This is a genomic window from Ruegeria sp. AK4 (assembly GCF_056541025.1).
The window spans coordinates 1-12,585 of sequence record NZ_JBQFXS010000041.1 but is presented as its reverse complement, the minus strand read 5'-3'; the positions used below and the strand labels follow the sequence as shown (position 1 = coordinate 12,585).

Genomic DNA, 12,585 nt, shown 5'->3' with positions numbered 1-12,585 from the left:
GTCCGTTTCAGCAGTTCGCCCAACTGGCAGAGTGAACCGCTCTATAATTCCACTGATGCTCTGCCATCTAAAAAGTTTGCGACAGAACCCTGTTGGCTTATCCCAAAAGGTACCGGGTCATCATATTTACGGTATCCGAGACCGAGAACCGAAACAGCGCTTTGCATCGTGCCATTGTTCTAGATGAAAGAATGTGGGACTAGCAGCCATCATATCATCAGAGATGTTGAAATGGGTATCTAGTATCCTCAAAAACAACGGCACGATTTGGGAATGTCGCTCCCACAATAAATCGTCAACTAGAGCTCGCGCCGGTGCCTCAAAGCCTTGCTGAAGTAAACACTCATTACGTCTACACGACATTCAGATGCGCGCTGGAAACATAGAGCAATCGGAGCCAGTGAGGAAGATCCAACTCTCGTGGAGATTAATCTGACGCCCATTCATAGTGAACCCCGGAACTATTTTGGCAAAGCCACTATCAGAGGCGATGCTGCCGTCGGCCCAACAAACCACGATCCGCAAACAAGGCTCACGTCAACCATTTTGGCGGTTCAACGTGAGCTCTTCAGGTTGCTTCTAACTTTTCCCAGCCTACTCACCATATCGGTCAATCCGATATGGTGAATGCTATCGCTCCTCTTCCATCCAGACCATCATACCCTCAGACAGTTCTTCCCAAGGCATCGCCTGCCGTGGAGCGTGTTGGAACTCCCTCCTGCGCGCTCCATCGGAAGGAGATGTATGATGGGTGTTTTACAAGACGAGATCGAAGGCGACATTGGCTCTGTGCCGCGTTGTGGGACCTGCGGGTCTGAGCGGGTGGCCCGGGATGCCTGGGCCTGCTGGAACCGAGACAGCGGGCTCTGGGAACTTGAGAATGTGTTTGATGACGCACATTGCCACCAATGCGAGGGTGCGACGAAGCTGGTCTGGTCGCGCCCGGAAACACCGCCACATAAGCGCATTCGGGAGCTCAACGACCGGTTTCGGTGCGATGGCCTGGGCAATGGCCGCGTTCTGATCACCAGCGGCATACAGGAGCACGGCGCTGAATTCGCCCTGGCCGCTGTCAAAGCAGTTCGGAGCTTCAACGAGTTCTCAGACGACAACGACCCCTGGGGTGAACATGATTTCGGGGCTATTGAGGTTACTGGGGAAAGGGTCTTCTGGAAGATCGATTACTACTCCCCTGATCTCAAAGCGGGAAGCGAGAACCCAGCCAACGATGGGCTGACCCATCGCGTGCTCACCATCATGCTGGCGTCGGAATACTGACGATGGCCAAAGATGGATACTCGGTGTTCGGGCTGGTGTGGCAGGACCGCGACGTTGAGGTGTCGCATCAGGCAAACTGGCTCAATTCCGGTCACTGGCATATCGAGCTACGCTGCGCTGAACCACTACCAGTGACCTCGACTGGCTATCGCTCGCAGTTTGTCGTGGCAGATGTCATCGATGGCGCGGATGCGGTCGAAGCCTATGTCCTCGCCTGGCTCGATCAGGCGGCGCAAGACCCAGCCTGGAAACGATTGGTGGAAGAAAGCCGCCAGCTCAAGCTCTTTTGACGGTCACATCACGTGGCCTCATACGCTGCCTGCTAGTCAGGCAGCGTTTTTCATATCCAGGTATGAGGTTTTTGTAAGAAAAGGTGGGCAAAACGCGTAGTAGTTTAGACAGCTCCGGCGTGTTCAGCCGTCTCACCGGGGCTCACCCGCATCAGTTTTCAGATGTTGCTGAGCCGACCGAACTCCGAATTTGAAGAGACGAACGCACCCGCACGGGATGGGCGTTAGGTGCCGGACCCATTAGGGGTCCGGGCCATGGACACCCGCTCATTGCGACAGGTGCGCTTGCTCGCGCCCTACCCACTCACCATATCCCCTCATCCGATATTGTGCCTGCTAGGACAGGCAGCTCGGGCGACCTAGACTGATGCTCTATCAGTTTAATCACAATACCTTATGAGCACACAATTTGCCCATGACCTGCGTCTGGCGCGGCGCAAGGCAGGGCTCACACAGGAAGATCTGGCACATCTCCTGACTATTAGACAATCCGCCATGTCCGATTTGGAACAAGGCAAACAGCGCCCAACTCTCGAACAGATCATCAGCTTATCACTGATCTACGGTCGATCCTTTGAGAGTTTCTTTGAAGAGGTGATGTCCGCGCGGCAGAACCATCTTCTGAAACGTCTGTCCACCCTGCCTGATCCGGCGCAGGAAACGGCCCACACATTTAACCGTCCGGCGACGCTTGCCAAACTAAAGCGCCGCCTGAAGAGTGCCCAAGACCATGGAGAAACGTAGCTATTTGTCCTTCGCAGTGGCGACGGCAAAGGCCTCTTATGTCTTCATGAGTGATGGTAAAGTCTTCGATTGGGGGATCACAGTGGAGGCGGTCAAATCCGAAGCCGGGATTGCCGGGTTCGCACAGGTTCTTATCACCAAGCTGCAACCGGACGTGGTGGTCACAGAAAAATGTGACGAGCAGAGCCGTAAAGGCAAGCGTAGCCGCGCGCTCATCGCCGCCATTGCGGACTGCGCCAGCCACAACCCGGTTTACGATATATCCGTACCACGTCCCCGGAACTTTCCGTCAAAATACGACGAAGCTGAGCACTTGGCGGAACGGCACCCGGAAGTGGCCGGGTATCTGCCACGCCAAAAGCGGCGCATCTTCGATTTCGAGCCCCGAGGCATGATGATCTTTGAGGCCATTGCGCTGGCGGAGGCCGCTATGGAGGGGCCACAAAAGGTCTCTGACAAGCCTTCGAAAAAATAAAATCAGGCATTTGTTCTTTGTCAAAACCGCCCGTAGAAAGGGCGGTTTTTTTGTTGAGCCATCAATTCTCTAACTTCGAAACTCCCATCATGAAGAATATGCCGCCCACCGCCATTGCAACGACAATGGCAAGCCGGATGTTCCCCAGAATTTAAAGATTTCGTTGGGGCCGGATCAACTTAGGTTAGCGGATCAGATGTGGCGTTGATCCACATCTGATCACGTGTTTTGTAATTCAGATCTCCAGAGCGGTGATGTCTGAGCCCGCAGCAAGCGCATCCTTTACCCATTTGGGTTTACGACCACGACCGGTCCAGGTTTGATCGGCATTGTCGGGATTGCGGTATTTGGGTGCGGCTTTGGGCTTCACGCCTGCTTTGGGCACAGTTACCAGTTCCGCCAGCGAAAAGCCAAAATCAGCTGCCGCTTTTTCGGCTGCCGCTTTGGCATCTTTGAGGTCCTTTTTCTGGCGAGCACGAATAGCAACCTCCACGTCGCCTTGCAATTTCTTGAGCTCCGCGACGGTCATTTTATCGAGTTTCATTTTCTGTCCTGTTTGTCTGTTGATTATCCCCACGGCTTCGATAGCGACGCGACGAAGATGTGTAAATAAATAGATACGCAGCGCGCGATATCAATTTTTTGGGAATTCCGCCGCTATACTCAAATTGTTGACAACCCCGGTATCAAGGTTGCAGCATTTGAAGATATTTTATTGAGGAGATTAAAATGCGCTCTTATGAAGCAGCCCGCCGCTATTTCAGCATTCTCGAATTCTTCGCCTGGTGCATGATCCTGCTTGGGGGCTTTGTCGCAATCGCGGCATTTGTTGCTATCGCGGAAGCCAATCGGAGATATGGCGGCTCTCCAGCGTTATTGGCTATTGTCCCAGCAATATTGCCGGGAAGCGGTATAGCCTTTGCGGGATTTATGGGACTGGTCTTTGCGCAGATCGGTCGGGCCGGAGTAGATTCCGCCGAGTATGGGCAGCAGAGCCTCAAAATCTCACGCGATCAGCTCGAGATCTCAAAGCAACTCCTCAAGCTGAGATCGCAATCGGAGCCGAGCTACACCGCGCTCCAGACCGCCAAAGAGAACCTACAATCCGACACGCCAGCCTTGAAGGCTGAGACAACCAACGCCAGTTACGCGGCACAAACAACGGAGGCCGGAGACACGGCAGAATTGGCTCCGCCGCAGGAGGGCGCAATCGAATACAAGGGCAAATCCATTCTGCCGGAAGATGGTGGCTTTGTCTTTGCGAGGATGCGCTTTGAAACGCTGGAGGCGGCCCAACGCTATATCGATCAGCTAGGCGTCAATCCCAAAGCTGATCGCACCGGCGTGACCCGCTCATGAGCGCAATATCAACCCCCATACTGACCCCCAACCCCTTTGGGGGTCGGGTATGGGGGTCCATAGCGTCTCACACCAGGCCAAAGCAGAACAAAACCGCTGATTTCCACACTGCGACTTCACCTGCTTTTTCAGCTTCATACCCACCCACACCACCCTTCATTGCAGAGATGCTATAGCCATGCGGGTATCAATCACACATGAGACAATCCGCAAAGGGTTCATTCTCAAATCCACCTATTATGAGGTCCAGCTTCAGGTGGCCTTTACACACGAAGAAAAACAGATCATCCAGCAACGGAATCTGCTGAAGACCAAACTGATGGATCGCCGTCCTGCCGATGCCAAAGTGGATGCACGAGACGAGTGGTTTGAACTTCGGGTTGAACATCTTCTCAATGGCAGGACCGACCGTTTCCTCTGTGCCACTCCGAGCCAGTCCAAAATCTATGAGGATCGGCTTTTGGATGCACTGGCCCAGATGAAGCTGTGGCTCGATGACAATGCCGATACCGCCAACCACACCGTGGTTGAGTTCTGATGTCGATGCGCGCGTCAGAGACCTGGGGCGGGCTTTTCCTCATCCTGCTGATCCTGTTTCTGATCTTAAGCCTTGCTTTCTTTGTCTCCGCCCTGGCGCTCTTCGCGGTCCCAGCTTATGTGGGTTTCCGGCTCTGGAAAGAGAACCCAAAGCGGCTCGAGCGGTTGGCGCGGGAAGAGACGCTGGTTTTGTATAACCACGCGGTCGCTGGAACTGTCGCTCTGTCCAACACTGAGATTGAGGACGCCTTATCGCGTCACTGGCCTGCTGACCTGCCGCCGTCGTTGAAGATACAGTTGCTTGATGTGGGCAAGACACTCTTTGAGCAAGAAGGGCTTTCGTCGGAAGTTCCGCCGCTGCCCGCGCTCTGCAATACCGTTGAAGGCGCGCGCTATCGCGATCTGCTCGCCAAAGCCGGTCAGGCCCGCAATGACCCCGTCATGATCGCTGAGGCACTGGAAATCATCTCTTTGGCCCTGGCTCCGATTGCAGATGCCGTCCCCTCCATCGAAGGCGACGTGCTGGTCGAAGTCACCCAGTTCACTCATCCGCTCGGCCAGACCGTACAGAACATCATTGCGCCTTTATTTGCAGACAGCGACTACATGCTCTTCCGCGATCTGCGTCAGCAGCTCGATGCCAATCTCACCGCCACCCATCGCTCCAATCCGGTCTATCCCGTCGATTACAAAGGCGACGATCTCATCGACACCTACCTGCGCGGCACATCGCTCAAGGACCTCTTCAAACTGAAGACGCCCTTTGCCATTCCGGATGATCGGCGCTTTGAGCATATGCATATGGTGGCCGGGTCCGGGCACGGCAAAACCCAGACGCTGCAGTATTTCATCGCCAAGGATCTCGAGGAAGTTGCACTGCGGGACCGCACTGTTGTTGTGATCGACAGCCAGGGGGATCTCATCAACACCATTCTCAAAGCCAAAGTGCTACCACCAGAGCGCATCGTGCTCATTGACCCCGAAGACATCGCCTATCCAGTCTGCCTCAATCTCTTCTCAGTCGGGCAGGATCGGCTCGAAAGCTACGACCCGCTCGAGCGGGAACGTCTTACCAATTCCATCATCGAGCTTTACGATTTTGTCCTTGGCTCGCTGCTCTCAGCTGGCATGACTGCCAAGCAAAGCGTGGTGTTTCGTTATGTGACCCGACTGATGTTTCACATTCCTGGTGCCACCATCCACACGCTGCGAGAGCTCATGGAGCCGGAGGGCACCAAGAAATACCAGGAATACATCGCCAAGCTCGAAGGCACCCCGCGCCGCTTCTTTGAAACGGAATTTGACAGCAAAGAGTTTGCCAACACCAAGACTCAGGTCCTACGGCGTCTCTACGGCGTACTCGAGAACCAGACCTTTGAGCGGATGTTTTCGCATCCACAATCCAAATTCGACATGTTCACTGAGATGAATAAGGGCAAGCTCATTCTGATCAACACATCCAAATCCCTCCTCAAGGAACAGGGCACCGAGATCTTTGGGCGGTTCTTTATCGCTCTTGTTGCCCAGGCCGCACAGGAACGCGCGACGCTGAAAGCCCAGGACCGCTTGCCGGTCATGGTCTATGTCGATGAAGCCCAGGATTACTTCGATCAGAACATCGGCCTCATTCTGAGTCAGGCCCGTAAATACAAGGTCGGGATGGTGATGTCGCACCAATATCTGGGCCAGCTCTCAAACGGCTTGCAGGAGGCGTTTGAAGCCAATACCTCAATCAAACTGGCCGGGGGCGTCTCGGCCCGCGATGCCCGCGCACTCGGTGGTCAGATGGCCGCTGATCCGCAGATGATCCAGCGACAACCCAAAGGCACCTTCGCCACATACATACGCGGATTGACCGAACGCGCCGTGCCCATGTCCTTTCCGTTCTTTGTTCTGGAGAACCTACCAAGGGCCACAAAAGAAGAGATTGAGGCCATCCGGCAACAATGTCGCGAAGCTTATGCGGAGCCGTGGTCACCCTCGGTCAGCGATGAGGAGACAGAGCCGGAAGACGCGTCCGATCCGCCGGAAGAAAAAGAGCCCGAAGACCCGCTCAAACCTTCGCCGGAGCTGTGATCGGGCGTAGTCTTGCTTCATGATCAGAGCACAGACAGACAGTTTGGGACGGGCGACGTTTCATCAGATTGAAGCATACAAAGACCTGCGCCCCACTGAGCGTCAGGTGCGCTGGTTCAAGCATATCGAGCGGCACGGGCCGCAATCGTCGGAATATCTCTACGAACTCACCCGTGATACGCATCGCTGCAAGGATACGGCGCTTCGGAATCTCCAGAAGCTCCGGGCCAGCGGGTTTCTGCGTCTGCCGCCGCAACAGCGAAACACGGCGCGGGCTGAATTCAGCCCGTATGTATACGATCTCACCAAGCAGGCAGAGGATCATTTGTCTGGGCTTGGTCTCTCTGAACCGACGATCCGCCCAACCGGGCATTGGTGGCACGGGTTTCATGTCTCAGCCGTCACGGGGTCGTTGGACATCACCACCCAGCGGAATGGAAACGAATACATCCCCGGACACACAATCCTCCAACGGAACAACGCCAAGCTGCCTATCCCAATCGGCTCAAAACACCTGATCCCGGATCAGTTCTTTGCCATCAGATATGAGACCGGCTATCGGGCTTTCCTGCTGGAGGTGGATCGGAGCACCGAGCCGGTGCAATCAGCAAAGGCACGAAAGAGCCTGGAACGGTCAGTGCAGATGTATTGCGAGATGTTTGTCAGTGATGCGCACCGTAAACACTATGGGTTGCGCGCGACGACATTGGTACTCTGGGTGTTCACTAATCCGGTTCGGATGAGGCGGTTCGATGAATTTGTGCACGCGCAGGCTGGCGAATATGCCAATCGGTTTTTGTCAAAGGTGATACCGGGCGGGTGCCGGTGGGCCGAGATGGCCCGGTTTCACCAGGAGCCTTGGGTACGGCGTGATGGTGCGCGGGTTGGGTTGTAAAAGGAGGGAGGTAACCGAAATTCAAAGCGATCGCGCAGGGAAACCGAAGCGTGAGCGGGCAAATTGGGTTGAATTAATGAATTGCCTCAAAACTAACAGCAATTAGAAGTTCATGACACTCCCTCAAAAACCCTTCTTAGATTTGTCTGATACCAAACGATGTCTCATGTAGGCTTGTATGACCATCAACACAACGAAAGCGCCCAATACAATTCGCCCGTAGTTGGGCAAAACTTGAAGAGATGCTAATGGGGTTGATCGATCAAGTAGCAGTACGAGAAGGCCACATGCGAAGTATACCGAATTCATTGCCGCACAAATGAAGTACATAGTAAAACTAGCGCCAAATCCTCCATACGCGGGCATTCCTGGTCCTGTGGGAAGAACTGAAGTTCCAAAATGATGAACGGGAAATATTCACTGGGTTTGTCGGTATTTTATAAACTGAGCTATGCCATGCAGGGCTACAGCATGCTTGTCTGGTACACCTTTGGAAATGGGCTATTGATTGCGGCGATTTTTTTCCTGTCTGGACTTAGGCTAGCTGCAGGATAGAGCTTTCCATTGTCTGATTTCGGTTGTTTTCTCGCACCGAGCCGTTTTGACCAGAATCACAGTATCGAAGATTGCTCATTTTTGCTTATGTTTAACAAGTCGCCACTCGATCAGAAACAGTACCAGTGTTTATTGGTTCAAAACGTGCCTTTTCCGCAATGCGGAACCTAAGCTGAGCCTAAGGCAAAGGCTCGAAGGTGACCCAAGTTTCTTCGAGACCAGGGTAATCAGACTCATTTAGCACGACTTTGTAGCTCACAAGGCTCTTAGCAGCTTCTGCCCAACTCGCTGGCGCAATGGCTCCATCCAGTTTCACGTTCTCCAAGGTGCTCGGGTTCATGAGTTTCCACTCTGGCAAGGCTGTTGATCGCAGGTCTGCCCCAGTAAGGTCGGTTCGGGAAAAATCGACAAATCGCAGGTCGGAAAACCTCAAATCTGCATGACGTAGTGTGTTGTCTCCCAGATCCAAGACACTGGTTTTTTCACTTTCACTGTGCGGGTCGATGCCGCCCGGGCTAATAGCCTTGAAGTCGGCCCGGTCGGGGTAATTGACGTTCCTGTCAACGAACATCCGAAACAGTCTAGTGCTGGAGGGATGCCCAAATACAAAAACGTCTGGAGAAATTTTAACGTGTTTCGGAGCCAATGCTTGCTTGATCAAGCCCGGTGCGACAGATGAATCAAACTGCTTTTGCGCAATTGCAAGTTCCTCACTTGTCATTTCAGAACCGTACAGAGAGAACCCTACTGTCATTTGGGTTTCAACAATACCACCCAAGAAATGATCCACTGGATGACTGTTAAACCAGTTGTTCACATGCGTTGCATTGGGTTGAATTTTTCCTGTGTGGGAAGTGTAAGTCAGAACTTTATCAACATCACTATCAATTCCGATGCGAAACTGCACATCTGTGTTGCCCTCCGGCTGTCGAGTCTTCGACAGAAAGAAAACAACCTCGTTGCTACTTCTGTGAATTTCGGAGATTTCTTTCAGATCACTTTCTGGGAAGCTCAAACCAATCCAATCTTGCCACCAACTTTTACTATAAACAATAGCGTCAGAAATCTCGGCGCTAAAAATATTCATCGCATCGAATGCCTCGTCATCGGCCTGCGTCGCTGTACGTATCATTGGAAGCCGAACTGACCCAGGATCAGGCAGTTTAGCATTTTTTAGAACTGTCTGCTCCCATTGAACATTCTTGAACACGGCTCCTCGTAGATCAGCACTTTCTAAGTTAGCGTTGTTCAGATTAGTGCCGTCAAAAACAGTATCTCGAAGGTCGGCATAGTCGAATAGTGCACCGGCCTCAGTCAACTGCGAGATATCTACGCCGGTCGCTGCCAACGTGGTCAGCAACTGCCCTCGCTCCGGTGATGTTGGGTCAGAAAGGGTTTCGTTCTCCAATATTCGATAAGGCTTCAGGGCTCGTGTCAGACTCGCGGCCCTTGCGAGAAGCAGCGGAGTGAGTTCTTCAATCGGCTCGTTGGGTAGTTTGTCCAATATCGCGGTGAGCTCAAAAACAAGTGACGCGCGTCTAGAAGCTTCAACCAAACTGTTTTGCTGCTCCATACGTTCGATTTGAACGTAAGCCGTCAGCAGTGTCGCAACAGAAACAACACCAGTTAGCGCCATTGCCGTGTAAACGAGCGACCTATTGGCTACAAAAACAGCAGCGCCGAGCTGAAGTGCTTTCAGAAAGCCCGCTTTGTTTTCTTCCAAAAGATCTGGAATCTTGGATGGGTCCTTAGCAGCGTCAGTAGCGCTCGCAATGAAAGCGTCCGCGTTGTTTTGAACCCAAGTCTGCGAGTTTTTGGTGACCCATATTTTGGTGATGACAGTCACGACGGCCACGCATAGGCCGACCCCAACTAGCAACGCAATGGACGCCCCGAGAAGTGAACGTCCGCCCTCTGTAGTCAAAAAAGTCAGAAGGCCGATACCAACAAGAATGCCAAGAGTTAGAAAAACAATGGCCGAAAGAATGTCTCGCAATTTTTCGTCCTCTTTGAATGCCCCATAACTGCCACTTCAAGGAGCCAGCGTGGCTTGCTGTGTTGTTCAGGCAGAATAATGTCGGGAACTTCAGCGAGTCTAGCATTGTGAGCGCCTACAGTGGGGCAAAACAATGGTTCAGAAACCACTAACGGTGTGTGGAAGCCATAGGCTCAACTAGAACCTGCGGCGGCAGAATTAAAACTGTTTGAAATTCTGTTTGCAATTGTCGTTTCGCTAAATCCGCACAAAACGCCAAGGACAAACCCTGAAGGTGGATTGCCGATTGATCCCGCAAGACTAGTATCGCCGACAAATATATCGAAAAACCCAAGCGACAAACAGAACAAAGCACCAAGCAAGACTCCCCAAAGCAATACAAGATATATCAACGGGGGAAATTTATAATTCTCTAACTCACTAAGTGTCGTAAAGTTAACAACTCTGCTTGAAAATACAGCTTTCAAAATCGCACCTAAGCCAACGCCAACCGTGCCAAACCCGATTACGCCAATCCAGTTGACGACATCAATTGCTCGACTAGAAAAAATGGGGAGCCAACCTTCAACTATAGGCATGTACTGTATTCCAAAAAGCCAAATCAAAACAAGCAAACCGCCCAATACGCTAAAAAAAAGCAGATTTTTGAGTTTTGTAACTAGGCGCCTGTTTCGAATGACAACACCTTCTTTTACAGCCTCATTTTGTATGCTTTCCAGCGCTTCGAAATCGATCTTCGTTGGTTCTGAATGCTTAAACGCTGACTTAGACAAATCACAAATTCGTTTAACGAATGAATTCGCCAGTTTGACGTCAAAGTGCTCCCGCACGTTGCTCTCTATCGAGCGTACGTTTTCCCAAAATGAAACTTGATCAGGCGACAAGCCTGACCCATCGTCAGTTCTGAGCACCAATTTCCCTGGCGTCCAATTTGTATCGATTTCTACCGTAATCGCCATAGAACTATTGCACCAAAACCTCTGTGGGCAAGGACAATAGTATTGCATCGCCAATCAACGTAGTAATCGATCCGGGAGATACTTGCACTGGCTTTCCTGAATCGAGGACAACTGCGTCACTCGGAATGCTAACCTGCTGTCGCTGCTCTTCGAGCATTTCCTTACCTACATCAAAACTCACTGAGTAAATCTCGGATCCCTGCGCTTGACTTGCAATCTCTCCAACGTTGCCTTGAATGGAAAGGCTACCAAGTGTCTCGGACTCCAAAGCCAGCTCGAAGGTTTCTTCCGATATCGTCAAAAATACATCGAAACGTATATCATAAGATCGTGGATTAAGGCGCGTAACCGCGCTCATGAGAACTTCGTATTCTTCCACGTCTGTATCAATTTGCCCCCCGCTTGCTACGATTTCAACAGCCTCGAATGTCGTTGGAACCCACACATTGGCAAATGATACAAGATCTACACTGTACTCACTTCCAAAAACATCCTGCGCCAAATATTCCCGATATTGTGTCATAAACTCGGGATTTTGCAGGGCGTCACGCAGACTAAAACCAAGGTTCTCTTCAAGTACGAATTGAATAGGTACGACAAGATCCTCATGAATTTTGGCTTCTTCAAAAACTGTCTCGACTCTTTCTTCTTCTTTCCCATTTTTCGTGGGCCCATAGCGGAATTCAGTGTAGTCTGGCGTATCAACTGAACTCGTTAAATTGTAATATCTGGTAAGTGTTTTGGCTTGCGGTTTCGCACGATCAGGGTGTGCCATAAAACTTCTGTGCCCTTCCCACTCGATGAACAAGGCGGTGTAGGGATGAGTGTTCTTGACACAATATTCGTAGGAATATGTACCGTCATTGCGTTGCGAGCCTCTGGACTGGAACCATACGTCTTCGTCATCAAATAGCAAATGGCCCTCACGGTTCTCTATGACTCCAGGACCGCTATCGCATGCCTCTTCAGCGTGAATTCGGTCTGTATTCGCTGCCAACGCAAGCGACAACATGAAGAGCATAAATGTGATCTTAAAAATACTAGATTTGCCCATCTGACACCCTCACTAAGATTAAATCACTAGAAGAAATTGATCGCACTCAAAGATTGGCTGAATTCGGATTGCAATGCAACTTGTGTATACAGAAAACGAACGCGCAGAGCCCAACCGAATGTTTTTGGCTGGGAGGTATGTTCGGCATTTGCGCAACCGCAATGCCGTATCTCGGATTTTCGGTGCGCGCCGTCGACACCCAAATGCGGTTTCTGAACGCAACGGGTTACCGCCGCTTTCTGGGGCATCCGCACCACCAGAAAGCGGCGTGGTACCTGACCTGCCCCCCGAAACTTCCCTCGTTCTGATGTAGAGTTTGCTCAACCTTTCGAAGGAGCAAACACATGCGAAAGAGCCGTTTCACCGA

General features: G+C 51.8%; 13 protein-coding genes. 9 read left to right on the top strand and 4 right to left on the bottom strand.

The features are described from left to right. The first annotated feature begins 747 nt into the window (after window positions 1–747). The 4 genes from ACR0EZ_RS25295 (at window position 748) to ACR0EZ_RS25280 (ending at window position 2,787) form a co-directional block, all read left to right on the top strand. Window positions 748–1,278, top strand: coding sequence for a DUF3768 domain-containing protein (locus ACR0EZ_RS25295; protein WP_480617580.1), 531 nt, complete (start codon window positions 748–750; stop codon window positions 1,276–1,278). Between the two features lie 2 nt (window positions 1,279–1,280). After that, on the top strand, window positions 1,281–1,568 hold the full coding sequence (locus ACR0EZ_RS25290; protein ID WP_480617579.1) for a hypothetical protein: 288 nt from the start codon (window positions 1,281–1,283) through the stop codon (window positions 1,566–1,568). A 396-nt stretch (window positions 1,569–1,964) separates the two neighbouring features. Then, window positions 1,965–2,312 carry a helix-turn-helix transcriptional regulator gene (locus ACR0EZ_RS25285; RefSeq protein ID WP_480617578.1) on the top strand — a complete coding sequence of 116 codons (348 nt, stop codon included), beginning with the start codon at window positions 1,965–1,967 and terminating at the stop codon, window positions 2,310–2,312. Next, window positions 2,287–2,787, top strand: coding sequence for a hypothetical protein (locus ACR0EZ_RS25280; RefSeq protein ID WP_480617577.1), 501 nt, complete (start codon window positions 2,287–2,289; stop codon window positions 2,785–2,787). Before ACR0EZ_RS25285 ends, ACR0EZ_RS25280 begins: the two co-directional genes overlap by 26 nt. Window positions 2,788–3,022: 235 nt before the next feature. Here ACR0EZ_RS25280 and ACR0EZ_RS25275 read toward each other — a convergent pair whose 3' ends face one another. Continuing rightward, window positions 3,023–3,331 carry an H-NS histone family protein gene (locus ACR0EZ_RS25275; RefSeq protein WP_480617575.1) on the bottom strand — a complete coding sequence of 103 codons (309 nt, stop codon included), beginning with the start codon at window positions 3,329–3,331 and terminating at the stop codon, window positions 3,023–3,025. 185 nt (window positions 3,332–3,516) lie between these two features. Between ACR0EZ_RS25275 and ACR0EZ_RS25270 the strand changes: the two genes are divergently transcribed. The 4 genes from ACR0EZ_RS25270 to ACR0EZ_RS25255 all read left to right on the top strand — a co-directional run bounded on the left by ACR0EZ_RS25270 (window position 3,517) and on the right by ACR0EZ_RS25255 (window position 7,654). Further along, window positions 3,517–4,146 carry a hypothetical protein gene (locus tag ACR0EZ_RS25270; protein WP_480617574.1) on the top strand — a complete coding sequence of 210 codons (630 nt, stop codon included), beginning with the start codon at window positions 3,517–3,519 and terminating at the stop codon, window positions 4,144–4,146. A 178-nt stretch (window positions 4,147–4,324) separates the two neighbouring features. Continuing rightward, on the top strand, window positions 4,325–4,684 hold the full coding sequence (locus ACR0EZ_RS25265) for a hypothetical protein (protein ID WP_480617573.1): 360 nt from the start codon (window positions 4,325–4,327) through the stop codon (window positions 4,682–4,684). Next, window positions 4,684–6,759 carry a type IV secretory system conjugative DNA transfer family protein gene (locus ACR0EZ_RS25260; RefSeq protein WP_480617571.1) on the top strand — a complete coding sequence of 692 codons (2,076 nt, stop codon included), beginning with the start codon at window positions 4,684–4,686 and terminating at the stop codon, window positions 6,757–6,759. Before ACR0EZ_RS25265 ends, ACR0EZ_RS25260 begins: the two co-directional genes overlap by 1 nt. A gap of 19 nt (window positions 6,760–6,778) precedes the next feature. Further along, on the top strand, window positions 6,779–7,654 hold the full coding sequence (locus ACR0EZ_RS25255; protein WP_480617570.1) for a replication-relaxation family protein: 876 nt from the start codon (window positions 6,779–6,781) through the stop codon (window positions 7,652–7,654). Window positions 7,655–8,387: 733 nt separating this feature from the next. Here the strand turns inward: ACR0EZ_RS25255 and ACR0EZ_RS25250 are convergent. The 3 genes from ACR0EZ_RS25250 to ACR0EZ_RS25240 all read right to left on the bottom strand — a co-directional run bounded on the left by ACR0EZ_RS25250 (window position 8,388) and on the right by ACR0EZ_RS25240 (window position 12,218). Then, on the bottom strand, window positions 8,388–10,205 hold the full coding sequence (locus ACR0EZ_RS25250; RefSeq protein WP_480617568.1) for a pentapeptide repeat-containing protein: 1,818 nt from the start codon (window positions 10,203–10,205) through the stop codon (window positions 8,388–8,390). A 173-nt stretch (window positions 10,206–10,378) separates the two neighbouring features. Then, window positions 10,379–11,164, bottom strand: coding sequence for a hypothetical protein (locus tag ACR0EZ_RS25245; RefSeq protein ID WP_480617567.1), 786 nt, complete (start codon window positions 11,162–11,164; stop codon window positions 10,379–10,381). Between the two features lie 4 nt (window positions 11,165–11,168). Next, on the bottom strand, window positions 11,169–12,218 hold the full coding sequence (locus ACR0EZ_RS25240) for a hypothetical protein (protein WP_480617565.1): 1,050 nt from the start codon (window positions 12,216–12,218) through the stop codon (window positions 11,169–11,171). Window positions 12,219–12,379: 161 nt separating this feature from the next. Between ACR0EZ_RS25240 and ACR0EZ_RS25235 the strand changes: the two genes are divergently transcribed. Beyond that, a complete protein-coding gene (locus ACR0EZ_RS25235; RefSeq protein ID WP_480617564.1) occupies window positions 12,380–12,526 on the top strand; it encodes a hypothetical protein in 147 nt (48 codons plus the stop codon). The last annotated feature ends 59 nt before the right edge of the window (window positions 12,527–12,585 follow it).

Coding starts and splice junctions, on each gene's coding strand:
- ACR0EZ_RS25295 (WP_480617580.1), top strand. CDS start 748: ATGGGTGTTTTACAAGACGAGATCGAAGGCGACATTGGCTCTGTGCCG.
- ACR0EZ_RS25290 (WP_480617579.1), top strand. CDS start 1,281: ATGGCCAAAGATGGATACTCGGTGTTCGGGCTGGTGTGGCAGGACCGC.
- ACR0EZ_RS25285 (WP_480617578.1), top strand. CDS start 1,965: ATGAGCACACAATTTGCCCATGACCTGCGTCTGGCGCGGCGCAAGGCA.
- ACR0EZ_RS25275 (WP_480617575.1), bottom strand. CDS start 3,331: ATGAAACTCGATAAAATGACCGTCGCGGAGCTCAAGAAATTGCAAGGC.
- ACR0EZ_RS25270 (WP_480617574.1), top strand. CDS start 3,517: ATGCGCTCTTATGAAGCAGCCCGCCGCTATTTCAGCATTCTCGAATTC.
- ACR0EZ_RS25265 (WP_480617573.1), top strand. CDS start 4,325: ATGCGGGTATCAATCACACATGAGACAATCCGCAAAGGGTTCATTCTC.
- ACR0EZ_RS25260 (WP_480617571.1), top strand. CDS start 4,684: ATGTCGATGCGCGCGTCAGAGACCTGGGGCGGGCTTTTCCTCATCCTG.
- ACR0EZ_RS25255 (WP_480617570.1), top strand. CDS start 6,779: ATGATCAGAGCACAGACAGACAGTTTGGGACGGGCGACGTTTCATCAG.
- ACR0EZ_RS25245 (WP_480617567.1), bottom strand. CDS start 11,164: ATGGCGATTACGGTAGAAATCGATACAAATTGGACGCCAGGGAAATTG.
- ACR0EZ_RS25240 (WP_480617565.1), bottom strand. CDS start 12,218: ATGGGCAAATCTAGTATTTTTAAGATCACATTTATGCTCTTCATGTTG.
- ACR0EZ_RS25235 (WP_480617564.1), top strand. CDS start 12,380: ATGCCGTATCTCGGATTTTCGGTGCGCGCCGTCGACACCCAAATGCGG.